The organism is Paenibacillus sp. FSL R5-0713 (assembly GCF_037973325.1).
GTDB lineage: Bacteria > Bacillota > Bacilli > Paenibacillales > Paenibacillaceae > Paenibacillus.
In genome coordinates this window covers 6,737,185-6,756,226 of the sequence record NZ_CP150229.1, presented here as the reverse complement: position 1 = coordinate 6,756,226, position 19,042 = coordinate 6,737,185, and the positions used below count along the sequence as shown (strand labels likewise).

Below are 19,042 nucleotides of genomic sequence, written 5' to 3'. Positions count from 1 at the left end.
ATATATGTACCAGACCCACTGTACGATACTTAAATCAAGATCTGATCGGGAGGTAACATGTGATGCAAAAACAAATGAAATGGCCGCTCGTCCTATTTGCCATAGGGGTATTTATGGCTGCACTGGATAACGGAATCATCACCTCTTCACTGACCACCTTAAATGCATCATTTGGTGTGTCACCAACGTGGGGAGCATGGACGATTACGCTCTACACACTTGGGCTTGCGGTGAGTGTTCCGATTGCAGGCAAACTGTCTGACCGTTATGGTCGCAAGAAACTGTTTTTGATAGAAGTGGCGCTGTTTGGGATCGGGTCCCTGCTGGTTGCGCTAAGCACATCATTTACGTTCTTCCTGATCGCTCGTGTCATTCAAGCTTTGGGCGGTGGGGGGATATTTATCATTGCCAGCTCCTACGTGCTAAGTAAGTTCCCGGCGGAGCGTCAAGGTACAGCCTTGGGTCTGCTAGGGGGTATGAATGGTGTTGCGGCCATTTTGGGGCCGAATATCGGTGCTTTTATACTGGACATTACGGGCAACTGGCATTGGTTATTCCTGATCAACGTACCTATTGCCATCCTGCTATTCATTGCAGGTATCCGATTTATTCATGAAGAGCAGGAGCTTAATCGTGCAGCAGTGGACTGGAGCGGTATTGCTGTCCTGACGCTGGGTGTACTCAGTCTAATGTATAGCTTCAGCAATCTGGATGGTGTGAACATGATTCAAAGCCTGGGATCACCAATGTTCTTCGGCTTTTTCTTGGCAGGTGTAATCATTCTGGTGCTCTTTTACTTCATGGAAAAAAGACTGGAAGGATCTGAACGTGAACCTGTTGTATCAACACAGCTTCTGGGCATTGCATCCTTTCGTTGGACGCTGTTGATTGCCTTTTTCTCGGGAGCCATTCTGGCCTCGGTGATCTTTATTCCCGGTTTCGTTGAACAGTATCTTGGCGTATCCAATACGGCTTCTGGGTATTGGTTTACTCCACTCGCGCTGGCATCCGGTATTGGGGCGGGCGGAGGTGGCTACCTTGTTGACCGCAAAGGGCCCATCTGGACGTTATCGGTTGCGGGGTTATTATCTGCCATTGGATTTCTGCTGTTCCCATTATGGGTGGAGCATATCTGGCAATTTGTCATTGCGAGTACTCTCGTAGGGATCGGCTTCGGCATGATGCTTGGTGCGCCAGTTAACGTACTTGTCACCGAACAGGCGGGGGAGAACAACAAAGGTATCGCGGTAGCGACAAGCTCGTTATTCCGCCAGATGGCAATGGCTATTGCACCTACCATTTTCGCCGGATTCCTGGCACGTTCTTTCACTAATCTGGGGTCCAACATTCAGGCAGGATTCGCTGATAAAGGAATTCAGGTGCCGCCTGAAATGCTGCAACAATATGCGTCAGGCGGGGCATCAGGTAGTGATGTCTCCAGTCTGACCCAGGGCCTGTCCCAGATCCCTGATGAAGGTATCCGTGATGTGTTGCTTCAGGCACTGCATCAAACGACAGGCGAGGGTTACAGTGGACTTTTCTGGTCCGCGGTTATATTCAGTGTGCTTACGCTGGTGGCTGCGCTTATAACGGGACGTCTGCGTCATAAAGAGAAGAATCCTCATGTGGAAAGTGTATCGACGAACGGATAAAATCATGTGTGAAAATGAAGAGAACAGTGTACCTTTTGAAACGAAAAAGGAGTCACTGTTCTTTTCAATTTAACCGGATTGTAACTTTTCCTCCTCCCGCAATGATTACAATAGAACGAGCGTAAGCGGTGTCTTGATTCCAGAGAGAGAAAACTTTGAAGAACACCGAGTCACAAGGTATCTCAGACGTTTAATTGGTATTATATAAGTTCAACGAATCGTTACACTGCATCACTGCGAGTTCAGAGTAACCTTCCGATCGCTGTTATCCCCAGATTTTTTGATTTCCTTTCCAAAGGTTAAAATCCGGTAATAAAGGCGAGCGCTACGCTTCTTGAGGTTTTCTCTGACCTCTCCGTTATTTGTGTAAATATTAGCTGAAACTTATATAGCCAGGCAGTATCATTTTCATAGTGAAGAAGGAATCAATGGATGAAAAGCAGAACTAAAGATAAGAAGAAGAAAAGAAGAAAAGGCCTATATATAACGCTCGTTTCACTTGTTGTTTTGTTAATCGGAGGTTACTTGTTCCGTCAACAGCTGGCTGTGGCGGCATTTGATCTGTTTCTCGCCGGCTCGGTAGAAGATCAGCTATCCCGCTCTTATGTACCACAAGAAGGCAACAATACGCCTGATCCAACAGTATACCGTAAGGAACCTTTCTCCGTGTTACTGCTGGGTTCGGATAAACGTGCCTATGAGAAGACGCGCGGACGTTCAGACACCGTTATCTATGCTGTAGTACGCCCCAAGGAATCTCGTGTGCTTCTGGTATCCATTCCACGTGATACGTATGTGCAGATTGTTGGACGGGATGCAAACAAAGACGGCGTAGATGATTATGATAAGCTGGCGCATGCCTATGCTTTTGGTGGGGAGAATATGTCCATCAATACGGTGGAGAAATTCCTTGATGCTGATGTAGGTTACTATGCAACGATCAACTTTGACGGGATCAAAAAAGTAGTTGATGCGCTTGGTGGTGTAAAACTGCCAATTGATGAGGACATTGTGAACAAGAACCCGGATCATGTGCAATTCACGATTGAAGGCGGTAAGCCGATCTATGACGGGCAGGAAGCATTGTATTATGTAAGATACCGTGAGGATAGTGATTTTAATCGTACCAAACGGCAGCAGATTTTCCTGAACGCGATGGCGAATGAGATGCTCAATTTGAATCAAATCGCCAAAATTCCCGAATTGATTCAGATTATGGGAGACAGCTTCCAGACGGATATGCGAGCTTCGTTTATTATTGATCTGGCTAAACAGGTGCTTACTCAGGAGAAACCTCAGATTTCGAGCTTCACCATTCTTGGTGAGGGGATGAAAAAGGATGGTATCTATTATGGCCAGGCTGACGAGAAAGATGTCCAATATGCCAAAGAGCTGATTAACAACTGGATGGATCAATCGACTCCAGCCGGCGAAGTAATGATCCCTGACCGGCAAAAGATTGAATAACCAATTCCATACCGATGATGTGTTGTAGACCACAATCAGCAGTACGTTTATTCGCGGGCTGCTGTTTTTTTTCTTTGCAGTGAGAACTGTGATCCTTTTGGAACATCCTGCGTTCTAATCCGTATAATATAAGTTGAGCGAGATAAGTTGAACGAAGAAATTCATAAGGAGGATACACAAGGGTATGAACATCGCATTCTTTTTGCTACCCAAACAAGAGGTTACGTGTGTGACGTCGGATTCTACGCTGCGGCAAACGTTGGAACGGATGGAATATCATCGTTTTACGGCGGTTCCCATTTTGAATAAAGAGGGCAAATATATTGGTACGGTTACCGAAGGCGACTTACTGTGGTATATGAAGAATGCCGAGGGAAAGATTTCATTTGAAAACGCTTCAAAATTTTTACTCAAAGACGTTCCACTCCGCTTGGATATTAAACCCGTATCCATTGACGCCAACATGGAAGACCTGATTAATCTGGCTAAAGTTCAGAACTTTGTTCCTGTGGTCGATGACATGGATCGGTTCATTGGTATTGTCAGACGGAGTCAGATTATTGAGTACTGCGAGGGCATTGTAGCTAAAGAATCAATCAAGGCTAAGTAAAGCTGTACCGAATTTAAATATTATGGTGTCATGAGGGATAATCACAGCCATCCAGTATCATGTTAAACTTAAGAAGTGCTGAACCAAGGGCGCACTCGAAGCTTTTGACAAATATATAGGTCGATAAGATGTACGGAGGACTCCGCATAAGTACCTGACATCAGTTTCGGAGAACTTCTCCGCTTTTTGGGGTAATTTTGCGGGCCCTCTTTTTATGCTATAATGGAGAATAAAGCTTTTTCGGGGGAGAGTGACTTTCGCCAATATGCCTAAAGAACTGGATGTAGCCAAACGTGCTAAAGTGATTGAATGGCTGAAAACCGAAGTGCTTGATCAGGTATCCCGATTATTCAAGGCGTTATGGGAAGGCAGTACAACTCGAATCGGGGACAGTCTTGCCAGTTTGATTATGAGTAGTTACATATTGGGCCGCAGGCTCGGTATTCCTTTCAAGGATCTGGATGCTCTGCTAGTTGAGAAGTTGAGGAAGCATAAACAGGAAGGTCACCAGCTTGAAGACTGGTACCAGGATATTTCCGCACTAGAAGATCATATGCGTAAGAGGTGAATTTGTTGAAATTTAGCTTTAAATCAGCTGTTTGGAGCGCAGTTTATCTGCTCTTGCTACTTTCGCTGTTAACTCCTTTATCGGTACTTGCCATATTTTTTATGATGATACCGGGAGTTATTTTGTATGCTTCATTATCTTTAAAATCTTTTATATGGCATCTCGTGCCTGTAGCTGTTATTTTGGTCGTATTCCACCCCATCTACCTGTTACTATTGCTTATCTTTACCCTGCCAGCGATCGTTATGGGTCACGCGTATAAAACACGCAAATCGGCGCTGTTTGCACTGATGGCGGGAAGTGGCATGATGTTGGCAGAATACTTGTTGTTGCTCTTGGTTGGCAGTGTCATTTTCCAATTCGACCTGTCCAGTTATATTGAAGATGTAGTCAAATTGACTATTGAACCGTTAACGAATTCATCGAATCAGATGATTAACGGGTTTGCATGGACTCCTGAGATGACCGAGGATGTCGCCAAGCAAACGCAGCTTATGATTCCGTTTGCTCTCGTTGTTACATCGATGGTAATGGCCTTCATTACGCACGCCATTGCGCGTCCGATTCTGAATGTGATGGGTGTGGTGGTATCGAAGCTTCCACCAGCGAGAGAGTGGCGTATGCCGCGTGCGTTGATCTGGTATTATTTCCTTGCACTGTTGATCGAAGTGATCTCGAGACAAAGCGATGGAACATATTGGACGATGATTGCCATGAACCTGTCGCCATTAATCAATCTGGGCTTCATGATTCAAGCGATCGGCTTCTTCTTCTTTCTCTCACATACAAAGAAATGGAATCCGGTTATACCATATTTCCTGGCGGCTGCGGTCTTCTTCATTGGTCCGCTTCGGATTATCGGAATTATCGATCTGGCGTTCCCGCTTCGTGAGGCAATATCGAAATCAAAACGATAGGGTGATGAGTCTTGCCTAAATTTCTGAAGAAACGCTGGCACGGCTACTATACCGTATGGGCGTTCATACTGCTTCTATTGCTCGTTATGTTCGTTACCATTTATAACTGGACGCTTGGTTTGATTAGTCTGATACTGGCTTCGGCGCTGGGAATCGTCATGATTAAGGCGGAGCTCGCGTTCCGCCGTGAGCTTAACGACTATATTAATGGCCTGTCTATCCGGATCAAACGGATGGAGGGGGAAGCGGTCAGCATGCTTCCATTCGGAATTGTGCTGTACAGCGAAGATCGTACGGTAGAGTGGCATAATCGCTTTGTTGCGGAGATGTTCCAGGAGAAGACAATGGTGGGTAATCCGCTGCTTAATTTGTTTCCCAAACTTCCTCAGCCTAAAGAGAAGAAGGATGGGACGAAGGAACATGCATCCAGGGAATTCCATGACGAATTCCAGTTGGATGATCGGCATTATGGAGTTATTCATAACCCGCAGGAGCGGTATGTATATGTATACGAGATTACGGAGCTAGCCATTCTTCGTGATAAATATGAAAATGAACGCCTTGCTTTGGGTATTCTCGTTCTCGATAATCTGGACGAGGCTGCCCAAGGCATGGACGACCAGCAGCGTACCGCGCTGATTGCTCGTGTGACCAGTGAGATTACATCATGGGCCAAACAGTATGAAGTGTACCTGCGCCGGCTGTCTTCGGATCGTTATCTGTTGATGCTGAATCATAAGTCATTGCAAGAACTGGAGCAGAGCCGATTTGTCATTTTGGATGAAGTTCGGGAGATGACCGCTGACCTCAAAGTGCCCATGACACTCAGTGTCGGACTCGCGTTTGGTTCGGATAGCATCAGCGAGATGGGAGAATTGGCACAGTCCAGTCTGGACATGGCACTTGGACGCGGCGGCGACCAGGCGGCTGTGAAATCGGGGCAACGTCTGTCTTTCTACGGGGGCAAGTCCAACGCCGTGGAGAAACGAACACGGGTGAGAGCACGAGTTATTGCGCATGCGCTGCGTGACCTCATGCAGGAGAGCGATCGAGTGCTCATCATGGGGCACAAAATTCCGGATATGGACGCAATCGGTGCGTCCATCGGGGTATGGAAAGCGGCGAGTCTGTACAATGTGGAAGCACGCATTGTTCTGGATGGAATCAATCCAGCGATTGAACGGATGATGGAGCAAGTGAACAAGGACGAGAAGTTGTCCAAAGCATTTGTATCACCGGAACAAGCAACCCAGATGATGACAGAGCACACGCTGCTGGTCGTGGTGGATACACACAAGGCCTCTATGACCATGGAGCCGAAACTGGTGCAGTCTGCAACCCGAGTTGTTGTTGTGGATCACCATCGTCGGGGTGAGGAGTTCATCAATGATGCTGTGTTGATCTATCTGGAGCCTTACGCTTCTTCGGCTGCGGAACTGGTAACGGAGCTTTTGCAATATATTCATGACAAAGTACAATTTACTCCACTTGAAGCTACGGCTCTGCTTGCCGGAATCACGATGGATACGAAGCATTTTGCATTGCACACCGGGTCTAGAACGTTCGAGGCCGCAGGCTTCCTGCGACGTAGTGGTGCGGACACCATTATGGTTCAGCGGTTGATGAAAGAAGATCTGTCAGAATATATTGCTAAGGCAGAAATCATAAAGCATGCTAAAATGGTATACGGGAACATTGCGCTGGCGGTCACGGACCCTGGCAGCAAGATTTCACAGATGATGATCGCCCAGGTGGCGGACACATTGCTAAACATGACTGACGTGGTCGCTTCATTTGTAATTAGTGAGCGTCCGGATGGACTGATTGGCATCAGCGCGAGATCGCTGGGACGCATGAATGTTCAAGTTGTCATGGAACGACTGGGCGGTGGCGGACATTTGACGAATGCTGCCGTTCAGCTCGAAGGAACGCTTGGAGAGGCAGAAAAACGGCTGACGAACGTACTGGCTGAAATCGAAAAGGAAGAGGGGCTGTTCGAATGAAAGTCATTTTTATAAAAGATATGAAGGGTCAAGGCAAGAAAGGGCAAGTGAAGGAAGTATCTGAGGGCTACGCACAGAACTTCCTACTGCCACGGGGAATTGCTCGTCTGGCAACGGACGGCAATATGAAGACACTCGACAACCAGAAGGCAGCTGAGGAACGACTCAAACAGGAAGAGAAAGCAGAAGCGGAAGCACTCGCGAAGAAGCTGGAAGCAGAAGTGACTGAACTGAAAGCCAAGTCCGGCGAAGGTGGTCGTCTGTTCGGCGCCATTACCAGCAAACAGATCGCAGAAGCTTTGTCTAAAAAGGGTTTGAAAGTAGACAAACGCAAAATTGAGCTGGACGAGCCTATTCGTACACTCGGCGTAACACAAGTAACTGTCAAGGTTCACCCTGAAGTGAAGGCAACCTTGAAGGTACAGGTAACGGAAGAGTAAGATGGGCGGCGAAATGTTATTCGACCGGATTCCCCCGCAGAACCTGGAAGCCGAACAGGCCGTGCTGGGTGCAATCCTGTTGCAGGGTGAAGCCCTGATTACAGCGATGGAACGGGTGCAAACCGAGGATTTCTATGATAAACCCCATCAATTAATCTTTGAAGCGATGATTCAGCTGGGTGAGGGAAATCAACCGATTGACCTCGTGACACTGACTTCGCTTCTGAAGGATAAAGGTGAGCTGGAGGACATCGGCGGCGTTAGTTATCTGGCTAAGCTGGCACATGGTGTACCTACAGCCGCGAACGTAGACTATTACGCTCAGATTATCGAAGAGAAATCGATGCTGCGTCGTCTGATTCGTACGGCAACACAGATCGTAAGCGAAGGATATACAGGCGGCGAAGATGTTGCAGCCATGCTTGGAGAAGCTGAACGTCGTATTCTGGAGATTTCCAATCGTCGCTCCAGTAGTGGTTTTATAGCCATTCAGGACGTATTGATGGAAGTATTCGATAAAGTCGAAACGCTGCATCAGAACCGGGGAACGACAACTGGCATCCCTTCCGGCTTCATCGATTTGGACAAGATGACTGCCGGCTTCCAGCGCAGTGACTTGATCATTGTAGCGGCACGTCCATCCGTAGGTAAGACGGCTTTCGCCTTGAATATCGCTCAGAATGTAGGCATCCGGGCGCAAGAAACGGTAGCCATCTTCAGTCTCGAGATGTCGGCTGCACAGCTCGTACAACGTATGATCTGTGCGGAAGCCAACCTGGACGCAGGAGTTCTTCGTACAGGGGAATTCAAAGGGGATGAAGATTGGCAGAAGCTGACTATGGGTATCGCAGCTCTCAACGAAGCTAATATCTATATCGATGATACACCTGGTATCACGGTAGCCGATATTCGTGCCAAATGCCGTCGTCTGAAGAAGGAGAAGGGTCTGGGTATGATCCTGATTGACTATCTTCAATTGATTAGTGGACGCGGCAAAGCCGGGGAGAACCGTCAACAAGAGGTATCCGAGATCTCACGTACACTGAAGCAGATTGGCCGGGAACTGGAAGTTCCAGTTATCGCCTTGTCTCAGCTGAGCCGGGGTGTAGAGCAGCGTCAGGATAAACGTCCGATGATGAGTGACTTGCGGGAATCGGGTTCGATTGAGCAAGATGCCGACATCGTAGCGTTCCTCTACCGGGATGACTACTATAATCAGGATACCGAAAAGAAAAATATTATCGAGATCATTATCGCCAAACAGCGTAACGGTCCGGTAGGTACAGTAGAACTGGTCTTCCTGAAAAACTTTAATAAATTCGTCAACTACGAGAGGGCGCACAATGACGCCTTTGCGATGTAACGGGCAGGTGCTGACGGCTTCGATCAGGAAGCAAACTCGTCTGTCCCGAAGATCAACTATTAGAACAACAGAACTCAAACATGTGTTATAAATACCAGATATAGATTCACACTAAAATAGATATCCTTGAACCGGTGATAGCAGTCAAGCAAGATTGGACTGAGGTCTCCGGTTTTTTGTGTCGAAATTATGGGCAAATCCCGAACATTACAGTTGTACTATATCTAATTGTTCGCCATTTGATTTGACTTTGAAAAAAGGTACTGGTACACTAATACTGCTGCGTTAAAGCAGCGCAAACCTTCCCTTGAATGTAACGGAAGGACATTTTTACTGTCCGTTAGCACGCTTCTCAGTCGGTTTATTGCGTAACATGCCTGCCGGGATAGAGGACGGACAGACCAATACAAAGGTGCGCAAGGCACCCACGGAGGAATGTTAACTATGTCAACGGTAGTTGTAGTGGGAACGCAATGGGGAGACGAAGGAAAAGGTAAAATCACGGATTATTTGGCGGAGAGCGCTGATGTGGTGGCTCGTTATCAAGGTGGTAACAATGCGGGTCATACAATTCTAATTGATAACAAAAAATATAAACTGACGATGATTCCATCAGGGATTTTCTACACGGATAAAGCGTGTGTTATTGGTAACGGAATGGTTATCAACCCGAAGGCACTCATCGAAGAAATTAACTATATTCATGACAATGATTTTACAACGAAGAACCTGTCCATCAGTGAGCGTGCACATATCATCCTGCCATATCACATGGTACTGGATGCACTGGAAGAAGAGAGCAAAGGCCCGAACAAAATTGGTACGACTGGCAAAGGAATTGGCCCATGTTACATGGACAAATCAGCTCGTATCGGTATTCGAATGGTTGACCTGCTGGATGCTGAAGATTTCGAACTGAAACTGCGTCACCTGGTCAAAGAAAAAAACCGCGTCATTGAGCAAGTCTATGGCGGTCAGCCTGTTGATGTGGAAGAGATTCTGCGAGATTACCTCGAATACGCAGAAATTCTGCGTCCTTATGTACGTGATACATCCGTTGTTCTGAACGAATATATTGATGAGAACAAAAAAGTATTGTTCGAAGGCGCACAAGGCGTGATGTTGGACCTTGACCAAGGAACTTATCCATTTGTTACATCATCCAATCCGTCCGCAGGTGGCGTATGTATCGGGTCTGGCGTAGGCCCAGCTCGTATTCAGCAAGTTATTGGCGTAGCCAAAGCCTACACAACTCGTGTAGGAGATGGCCCATTCCCTACGGAATTGCATGATGCGATCGGCGACCAAATCCGTGAGACGGGACATGAGTATGGTACGGTAACTGGACGTCCACGTCGTGTGGGTTGGTTCGATAGTGTTGTTGTTCGCCATGCGCGTCGTGTTAGTGGTATTACAGGTCTGTCCCTGAACTCTCTGGACGTAATGACGGGTCTGGAAACCGTAAAAATCTGCACAGGATACAAATTCCGCGGCGAGGTTATCACACACTATCCGGCAAGCCTCAAAATGCTGGCTGAATGTGAAGCGGTATACGAAGAGATGCCAGGCTGGAGCGAAGATATCACTGGAGCGAAGAAACTTGAAGACCTGCCAGTGAACACACAGAATTATGTAAAACGTGTTTCCGAACTGACGGGCATTCCAATTGCGATCTTCTCCGTTGGTCGTAACCGTGAGCAAACGAATCAAGTTCTTCCAATCTACGAGTAATTGCAGAAAAAGAGAGATTATTTATTGAATTAATCAAATAGATTACTATGTCGATTCAGGCAGTGAAACCTCCAGTTGTTGCTTCTATAGCGATGACTGGAGGTTTTTTGTATGTTTATCGGATATAATCCCGAGATTTCCGTCAATACTGGTTAACAGTAGAGTCACAGATCCCGACATGCGCATGCTAGAACGGGTGGGATAATCGGAGGGAGAGAACGGAATGAAGTTGCTTGTCTGGTTTGTCAAAATCGTGCTAACCGTGTTGCTGGTCAGTTCACTGACCCTGCTTACGACCGGATTAATTGTACAGTCATATGCGAAGTCGCTACTCGCAAGTTTCAATATTCAGTGGGAAGGTCAACCCATGGGCTTAACCGCCATGTTCCAGGGTGCCTTGGGTGGTAAAACCAGTGAGGGGAATAAATCGGGAAATGGGACGACAGATCAGCCGACCGGAGCGGACGAAGAGCGGGTTCCGGAAGATGCTGTTTCAGTTATGGGAAATGGTACGGAGAGCGGTCAATCTGGCGTAGATACAAGCAGCGAGGCGTCTCAAGGGAATGGCTCAGGCGAGGGCGCAGGTGAAGGTTCAGGTACAGATACGACCGTAGGCTCAAACTCAGGCGCAAGTAACAATGGGACGGATACAGGCACAGGTAGTGAATCAGGAACAGCCCAGGGAAGCGGTTCAGCTTCGGGGAACGGAACCGGAGCGGCTAGCGGTGGTGCTTCCTCAGGAAATGATGCGATTGTTGTATCACCGGATGACATCACAGGAGCGAAGGACAAGCTGCCCGCAGAGGAGAAAGAAAAAATCTTCAGCTTGCTCATGAATAAGCTGCCACAGAAAGAAATGCAGCAGATCTCAGGCGCCATGGAAGGTGGCCTAACCGAACAGGAATTACGTGAGATTGAACAGGTGATCTCAAAGTACCTGACCAGTGAAGAGTACGACAACCTGATGGAAGTCCTGCAAACAGAATAAAATAAGCAGGCGTGCTCTAGTTGGGCATCGCCTGATTCAGATTGTAATGGACTTGTTGATGGCGATTGAATATAATTTAATTAAATAAATACTGGAAATTATATAAAGAGAATTAGATATTCAAGCATGCTAGTTTTAAAGCAAATGGTGCTTACGTTAATTTTATTAGCCTATGTAGGAGGGAAGATTGTATGAAATATAAAGGTAAAGAGCACGACATATAAAAACGGTTTTGCAACATTACAGAAACCTTCAGTCCAATTCGTGGACCTCCTTTCATATTCAAGAGATAAGATGGACTTGTGTTTATGAATACACGAATTGGAGGTTTTATTGAAGATGAACTTTTATCATACTCATTCAGAAATGTCAGTAGAAAAGTTTAAAGAGGCGACGAAAGAGGTATTTGAGCAAGGACTACAAGAGGCAGATCAGCCTTTTAGTGGCTGGGATTTTAGCTATGTAACAGGGAGTAGTCGACTCCAGAGTGGGATGCTGCCTTGGTCCTACGGAACGATGGCGCGCCGATTATTGAATCAGACTGAACGAATGCTCGACATGGGGACTGGTGGGGGAGAAATGCTGTCCAGACTCCTTCCACTTCCTCCATACACGTGTGCTACCGAAGGCTATCTCCCGAATATACCGATTGCAGAGGAATGTTTACAGCCGTTAGGTGTGAAGGTGCTTCCGGTGACTGATGATTCGCAACTTCCTTTCGAAGACGAGGAATTCGATCTGATTCTTAACCGGCATGAGTCGTATGAAGAGCAGGAAGTTAGGCGGATTCTATCGGCAGGGGGACTGTTCCTAACTCAACAGGTAGGTTGGTCAGATTGCAGGGAGATTAATGATCGGCTCGGCATTCCTATGCCAGCGGATTATGCTGGATGGGAGCTGGAGCGTGCTGTTGTTCAGTTGGAGCAGTGTGGATTCCGGATTCTAGAGGCACGTGAAGCAGCTCCCGCGCAGCGTTTCTATGATATAGGCGCACTGGTCTATTATCTGAAGACCATCCCGTGGCAAGTACCTGATTTTAAGGTACAACATTTCCGTGAGCAATTAATGGAGATTCATATGGAGATGGAGCAACATGGATTTTGGGAAGTGCAGCAGAAGCGATTTGTAATTCTTGCAGCGAAAGAGTAAAGACATACAAATTAAATTCGAAATTGCCATGAAATGAAATCCAATTTAAGAGAAACCTACAAACAGGTTGTTTACCTTATCCCTTATCAGAGTTGATCTGGTGAGGGATTTTATTTGTATTTTTATGAAAAATAAAGCATATTTCACTGGGTCTTAGAACCTAGTCTTAAATTGTGAGTAAAAGTACATAGTACAGCGGATGTTGAGGCATAATGGGTGATGGATCGGTCATAAGAACTTATGGATAATTCAGGAAAACCAAGCGTGGCGTGGCTTTGCGGTGTGATGTGTAGAGTTGAAATAAGTGTAAAACCTGTGTTAAAGTATACGGGTGTGATAAAAGGTTAAAATTTTGACACTTTTATGAGCGCAGCTAAAGTCCTGATTTTGCGGACACCCAATACAAGTATCAACGAGCATGGGACAGACACGATGGGTGATGTCTTGACAGAAATGCGAACTGAGAAGTGCTGAAAAGGAGAGAATCATGAAAGGTTTCAGAGGCATACGCCAACCGGGCAAAGACCGGGTACACGAACAATCCGGGGAACACCGGACGGCCGAAGACAAAAACAACATGAGCATGTCCACCTTCAGTGTGAATAAGAAGCGCGTTCTGGCCTCGCGCAAATGGATCATTACAGCAGCTTGTGGTGTATTCATCGCAGCATCGCTCGGGTTCGCAGGCAAACAATATGTTACTGCAAATACCGTGCCGTATTATAAAGTAATGGTTAAAGGTAGCGAGATTGGTACCATTGCAGATGAAGCACAATTACAACAACTATTTACAGACAAAACCGAGGAATATCAACATAAATATCCGGATGCAGAGATGGTGCTGAACACGGATGGTATCACAACCGAAACGGTAAGAGCATACAAACCTGAAGTGAACAGTGACGAGACGCTGGACAAACTGGGTGACATGCTAACAGCCTACGCCAAAGGCGTGGAGCTCAAGGTAGACGGTGAAGTCATTGGTATTGTGAAAGATCAGGCTACAGCGGATGCAATCCTGGAACAGGTGCAGAGCAAATACATATCGGCATCGACTGTGCGAAGTTCGCTGAAGACGAAGTCGGTATCGGCTAATTCCTCGAAGAAAAACGAGGGACCAAGTACAACCCTGAAGTCGGTAGGCATCAAGGAAGATGTAGCGACGGATTTGGTGAAGGCTGACCCAAACAAAATATGGGATGTGTCCGAGGCGGTTAAAGCATTAACCGTCGGTAAAGACGCGCCTGTAACTTATGTGGTTCATGAAGGAGATACAATCTCGTCGATCGCTGCCAAGTATGAAATTACACAAAGTGAGATTCGCCAGCATAATCCGGGCATCAAGGAAACGTCGCTTCAAATTGGAGACGAACTGACCCTGACCGTTCCGAAACCGGCGATAACCGTTAAATCGGTGGAGCAGGTTGTTGAGCAGATTGAGATTAAACCGCAAGTGGAAGTACGCAAAAGTGCTGAGTTGAAAGCAGGTACCACAAAAGTCGTGCGTCCAGGACAAAGCGGATTGAAAAGCATGCAGTACCGTATAACCAAAGAAAATGGTGAAGTTGTTCAGGAAGAGTGGCTTGGTCAGGAAGTGATTAAAGCAGCTGTAACTGAAGTGGTCCTTAGCGGAACCAAAGTCGTTGGCGAGGGCACAGGTGAATTTGCTTGGCCGGTATCCAATGCCACGATGAGCAGCAGCTTCGGACAACGGTGGGGGCGCCAGCACAAAGGTGTCGATCTGGTAGGTAACCGCGATGTGAAAGCGTCTGACGAGGGTGTAATTACTTTTGCTGGACAGAAAAGCGGTTATGGTAATGTCATCATTATTAACCACCGTAACGGATACGAAACACTGTATGGACATCTGAACAGCATTGGCGTTAAGGTTGGACAAGTGGTTGAAAAAGGCGAGAGTATTGGTGTTATGGGCAACACGGGTCGTTCGACCGGAACACATCTGCATTTTGAGATTATTAAGAATGGAACGGTAGAAAATCCGTTAACGTATCTGAACTAATACAGAGCTTAAGGAGAGCAAGGTTGGCAATGATGCCGGCCTTGTTTTTTGCTGCTGTAAAAAATTTTCAAATGAAAGACCTTTCAAGCCTCTGATCGGGATGTGACGGTGCTTCAGGTATGTTAAACTATAGAGTATATACAACAATCAACGAGGCTTTGGTACAAGCTGAACATAGAAGATAGATATAGACGCTAATGCGGATTAAGCAGGATATAGGGGTGAATTCAGCCGATGCAGGGGAAGATTTTGGTGGTGGACGATGAACAGCCCATCGCAGACATTCTGAAGTTTAATTTGGAAAAAGAGGGGTACGAGGTCATCTGTGCATTTGATGGCATTCGTGCGGTTGAACTGGCGTTATCCGAAAAACCGGATCTGATGCTGCTGGATCTGATGCTGCCGGGTAAGGACGGTATGGATGTATGTCGTGAGGTGCGCGCTCATCTGGAGATGCCGATCATTATGCTTACCGCCAAGGATGGCGAGATCGACAAGGTACTCGGGTTGGAATTGGGTGCGGATGATTACGTGACGAAGCCTTTCAGTACGCGTGAGTTGCTTGCACGGGTGAAGGCACAGATGCGCAGACGGCAAAAGCTCGCGATTACGGCAGAAGCGCCGGAAGATGAGGAAAAGCAGGTCATGCGGCTATTTGATCTGGCATTTGATATGGACATGTATACGGCTTACAAAGGCGGGGAGCCGCTCGATCTGACCCACCGTGAGTACGAACTTCTCTATTATATGGCGAAGCACTCCGGCAAGGTTATGACTCGGGAACATCTGCTGCAAGCGGTATGGGGATATGAATATTTCGGCGATGTACGTACTGTGGATGTCACGATCCGTCGTCTGCGTGAGAAGATTGAGGAGAATCCGAGCAAACCGGAAACGATTCTGACACGCCGCGGGCTCGGTTATCTCGTGCGCAGTGCCAAAAGCGTGGGGATATAATGGGCCGATTCGCGCGATTCTCGTTCTTTCGAACGATTCAGGCGAAATTGATTATTATCTATGTACTGCTGATTCTGATTGCAATGCAATTGATCGGCGTTTATTTTGTGAGCGCGATGAAGAACTCGCTAACGAGCAACTTTACGGAAGACTTGCAGGCCCGTGCGGAGATGCTGTCGGTTCTCGTGGGGGAGACGATGGCGGGTGGAGAAGCAGAGGCTGGCGAGGACAAAACGGAAAATCTGCGTGTGCTGGTAAACAACCTGTTCAACATTAACGGTGCCGAGATTCAGGTGCTGGATGCCAGTGGAAAAGTACTGACGACCTCGCTAAGTTCACATTCAGACTATGTGGGGCGCAAAAACACCCAGACCGTCGTCAGCCGTGCGCTGCAAGGCATTCGGGATAATGAGGAATATATCGTGGACGAGGATAATGTTCGCAAAAAAGTCGTCGCCAAGCCTGTGCTGTCCGGCGGCAAAATCATTGGTGCGGTCTACATCGCAGCATCCATGAACGAGCTGTATTCCACGATGGAGGGAATCAACAAAATCTTCATCTCCGGTATCCTGATTGCCTTGGTGTTAACCGCGGTACTTGGCGTGATCCTGTCCCATACGATTACGCAGCCGATTAAGGAAGTGACTCGGAGGGCGACAGCGGTCGCAGAAGGTAACTTTGATCAGCAGACACCTGTATTTGGCACGGATGAGATTGGTCAGCTCAGTCGGGCTTTTAACTATATGACCAGCAGGCTTCGGGATGCACTCTCGCAGAATGAAGAGGAGAAGGAGAAGTTGACCTCCATTCTGACCAATATGAGTGATGGTGTGGTAGCTACGGATGAGTACGGGAAAGTCATTCTCGTAAATCGTCGTGCCAGCAACATACTGGGTATGCATCCTGCGGATATTGAAGGAAGACATTTTGCCATATTACTCGGCATTGATCCGGAGGATGCGGAAGCTCTCGCGAGTGGGTTCACAGGTTCTACGCTGCTGCAAATTGCACCCGCAGGACAAGAAGAGCCTGTGGTCATTCGGATGACGTTCACACCGGTTCATCGGCGTGAACGGGGGATCACGGGAACCATTGCCGTACTTCAGGATGTTACCGAACAGGAAGAGCTTGAGGCATCCCGGCGTGAATTCGTGGCGAATGTATCCCATGAACTGCGTACACCACTGACTACGATCAAGAGTTACGCGGAAGCGTTGGATGACGGTGCACTGGAAGACCCGCAGCTTGCCGGTCGTTTTGTTGGTGTTATTCAGAACGAGACGGAGCGAATGATCAGGCTGGTTACGGATCTGCTGCACCTGTCGCGGCTGGATTCCAAAGAGGCTTTGCTGAGGAAACAACCAACCGACATTCTGGAAATGCTGGAGGAAGTGACCGATCGCTTCTCGTTCCAGATGCATCAGAAGGATATTCAGCCAGTGCTGTCTGTGGAGAATGATATTCCGGCTGTTCCACTGGATCGAGACCAGATTGATCAGGTGCTGGATAATGTCGTATCCAATGCGCTGAAATATACGTTGGAAGGCGGCACCATTACGATTGCTGCTAGACGCAGTGATGGACACGCCCTTGCCATCTCGGTATCAGATACCGGAATGGGTATTCCACAGCGCGATCTGGATCGCATTTTTGAGCGGTTTTACCGGGTGGACAAGGCTCGTTCTCGCAGTATGGGAGGTACAGGATTAGGACTGTCCATTGCCCGGGAAATTGTGAAGGCGCATGATGGCAGCATCTCTCTGGAGTCTGAAGTGGACGTAGGCACGACAGTAACGTTCACACTGCCGATGCGTGAGGAAGGGGGTGAGCACCGTGAAGGAACGGATTAAATCATTGGTGCTTGCTGCCCTTGTTGTAGCCAGTCTGGTTCAGAGTTATTTTCTAATCTACCGTCTGCCCGGCGGCGGCGATTCCATTGTGACGTCAGAGACGAACTATGTGAAGACGGAAAATATGGGTCAGGAACGCAATATTGAAGAATTGATCTTCCCTGATCAGATGATTATTCATCTGGGTGAAGATAAACATACGGTGTTTTACCCTGGCAATACGTTCTATCAGTTGATCTATTCAAGGTTACAGGGGCGGACGTTCGATGATTTTCAGCGCCGCAGCGTGCAATCGGTGAACTGGGATCAGATTCGCAAGGAGAACCCCGGGTTTGAGCTATCGTTCAAAGAAGGGATTCCGGTAGCATTGTTGCAGCGGGTGATGAGGCTCGGGACGGATTCCTTATTCCAGGGGGAGACGATTAACCGAATCTCGATCTATACGGCTAAAAATGAAACGAAGGCCCATGCGCTGTTCTTCAGCGCCAAGGGAGACGTGGTATATGAAGCAACGCAGGCGGACCTGACAGTACAAGACGTGCAGCAGCATGTTGACTTCGGTGCGAACTGGACGCCATATACCTTAATGGATGGCGGTTATTATATCCCGGCGGAACCTCTGGAGACAATTGAGGCGGATGTGCCGACAGGGCAATTCACGGTTGAGCAGATGCAGCGCAGTCTGTTCTTCGATCCAAGCATGACCCGGAATATCCGGGAAAAAGATGGATCAGAGATCTATACGGACAGTAAACGTAGTTTACAAGTAAAACAGGAACAGCGCTGGATCAGTTACACCGATCCGGCGGCACCACCTGCGGGACAGATTGATCCTGCGAAGGATGCGTTGTCTGCGGTTGATTTTGTAAATCAGCATGGGGGCTGGAAAGGCCGGTCGCGCATGATGCTGGGGACCACGGACAGCAAAACACGGCTTGAATTCCAGCAGTATTACGGCAGTTATCCGATTATGGATTCCATGCAGTTCCGCTTCGGCACGATTAGCATGGAGATGCAGCAGGAGACGGTATCCAGTTATGAACGATCGCTGGAGTACCTGAACGAAGGTGCAGAGACCAAGAAATCGGTCAAATTGCCTGGCGGAGACAAGCTGAAGGCTCTGATTAAAAAGGTCGCAGGTGAGAATCGCCAGGTTGTGGATGTATATCCAGCGTATCGTCCTTCTACAACTGAGGATGGACTAAGGCTGATTCCGGTATGGGTTATTCGCTTTGGAAACGGGGAGGAGACTACCGTATCTTGATGGGTTATAGTCTTTAAACCAAAGAGTAGCTGTACTTTATCACTACGCGTGCAGAATAACCTC

Annotated in this window: 15 protein-coding genes; all 15 read left to right on the top strand. The window is 47.6% G+C overall.

Translation table 11 applies throughout. The features are described from left to right. Positions 1 to 62: 62 nt before the first annotated feature. On the top strand, positions 63 to 1,652 hold the full coding sequence (locus tag MKZ12_RS29935; RefSeq protein WP_339258129.1) for an MFS transporter: 1,590 nt from the start codon (positions 63 to 65) through the stop codon (positions 1,650 to 1,652). A gap of 432 nt (positions 1,653 to 2,084) precedes the next feature. Further along, entirely contained in the window at positions 2,085 to 3,119 is a 1,035-nt protein-coding gene (locus MKZ12_RS29930; RefSeq protein ID WP_091035261.1) for an LCP family protein, read from the top strand. Between the two features lie 184 nt (positions 3,120 to 3,303). Next, entirely contained in the window at positions 3,304 to 3,729 is a 426-nt protein-coding gene (locus MKZ12_RS29925; protein ID WP_091035263.1) for a CBS domain-containing protein, read from the top strand. 265 nt (positions 3,730 to 3,994) lie between these two features. Beyond that, positions 3,995 to 4,297 (top strand): MazG-like family protein, encoded by a 303-nt coding sequence (locus MKZ12_RS29920; protein ID WP_253442948.1) that lies wholly within the window; start codon positions 3,995 to 3,997, stop codon positions 4,295 to 4,297. Between the two features lie 5 nt (positions 4,298 to 4,302). After that, complete coding sequence (locus MKZ12_RS29915; protein WP_017691446.1) at positions 4,303 to 5,214, top strand: DUF2232 domain-containing protein; 912 nt, start codon at positions 4,303 to 4,305, stop codon at positions 5,212 to 5,214. Positions 5,215 to 5,225: 11 nt separating this feature from the next. Continuing rightward, positions 5,226 to 7,217 carry a DHH family phosphoesterase gene (locus MKZ12_RS29910; protein ID WP_339238881.1) on the top strand — a complete coding sequence of 664 codons (1,992 nt, stop codon included), beginning with the start codon at positions 5,226 to 5,228 and terminating at the stop codon, positions 7,215 to 7,217. Then, entirely contained in the window at positions 7,214 to 7,657 is a 444-nt protein-coding gene (rplI, locus tag MKZ12_RS29905) for a 50S ribosomal protein L9 (RefSeq protein ID WP_036611925.1), read from the top strand. Before MKZ12_RS29910 ends, rplI begins: the two co-directional genes overlap by 4 nt. Position 7,658: 1 nt before the next feature. Continuing rightward, on the top strand, positions 7,659 to 9,020 hold the full coding sequence (gene dnaB / locus MKZ12_RS29900) for a replicative DNA helicase (protein WP_253442260.1): 1,362 nt from the start codon (positions 7,659 to 7,661) through the stop codon (positions 9,018 to 9,020). Between the two features lie 444 nt (positions 9,021 to 9,464). After that, complete coding sequence (locus MKZ12_RS29895; protein ID WP_339238880.1) at positions 9,465 to 10,751, top strand: adenylosuccinate synthase; 1,287 nt, start codon at positions 9,465 to 9,467, stop codon at positions 10,749 to 10,751. Positions 10,752 to 10,974: 223 nt separating this feature from the next. Further along, positions 10,975 to 11,739, top strand: a complete 765-nt coding sequence (locus MKZ12_RS29890) for a hypothetical protein (protein ID WP_339258127.1) — start codon at positions 10,975 to 10,977, stop codon at positions 11,737 to 11,739. A gap of 366 nt (positions 11,740 to 12,105) precedes the next feature. Further along, complete coding sequence (locus MKZ12_RS29885) at positions 12,106 to 12,888, top strand: class I SAM-dependent methyltransferase (protein WP_339261570.1); 783 nt, start codon at positions 12,106 to 12,108, stop codon at positions 12,886 to 12,888. Between the two features lie 487 nt (positions 12,889 to 13,375). Next, complete coding sequence (locus tag MKZ12_RS29880) at positions 13,376 to 14,908, top strand: peptidoglycan DD-metalloendopeptidase family protein (protein WP_339258125.1); 1,533 nt, start codon at positions 13,376 to 13,378, stop codon at positions 14,906 to 14,908. 234 nt (positions 14,909 to 15,142) lie between these two features. Beyond that, positions 15,143 to 15,865, top strand: a complete 723-nt coding sequence (yycF, locus tag MKZ12_RS29875; protein WP_074092884.1) for a response regulator YycF — start codon at positions 15,143 to 15,145, stop codon at positions 15,863 to 15,865. Further along, the gene (gene walK, locus MKZ12_RS29870; protein WP_339258122.1) at positions 15,865 to 17,715 is read left to right on the top strand and encodes a cell wall metabolism sensor histidine kinase WalK; all 1,851 of its coding nucleotides are present in this window, start codon (positions 15,865 to 15,867) and stop codon (positions 17,713 to 17,715) included. The genes yycF and walK overlap by 1 nt, the downstream gene beginning before the upstream one ends. Next, on the top strand, positions 17,699 to 18,979 hold the full coding sequence (gene yycH / locus MKZ12_RS29865; protein ID WP_339258120.1) for a two-component system activity regulator YycH: 1,281 nt from the start codon (positions 17,699 to 17,701) through the stop codon (positions 18,977 to 18,979). Before walK ends, yycH begins: the two co-directional genes overlap by 17 nt. Positions 18,980 to 19,042 lie beyond the last annotated feature (63 nt).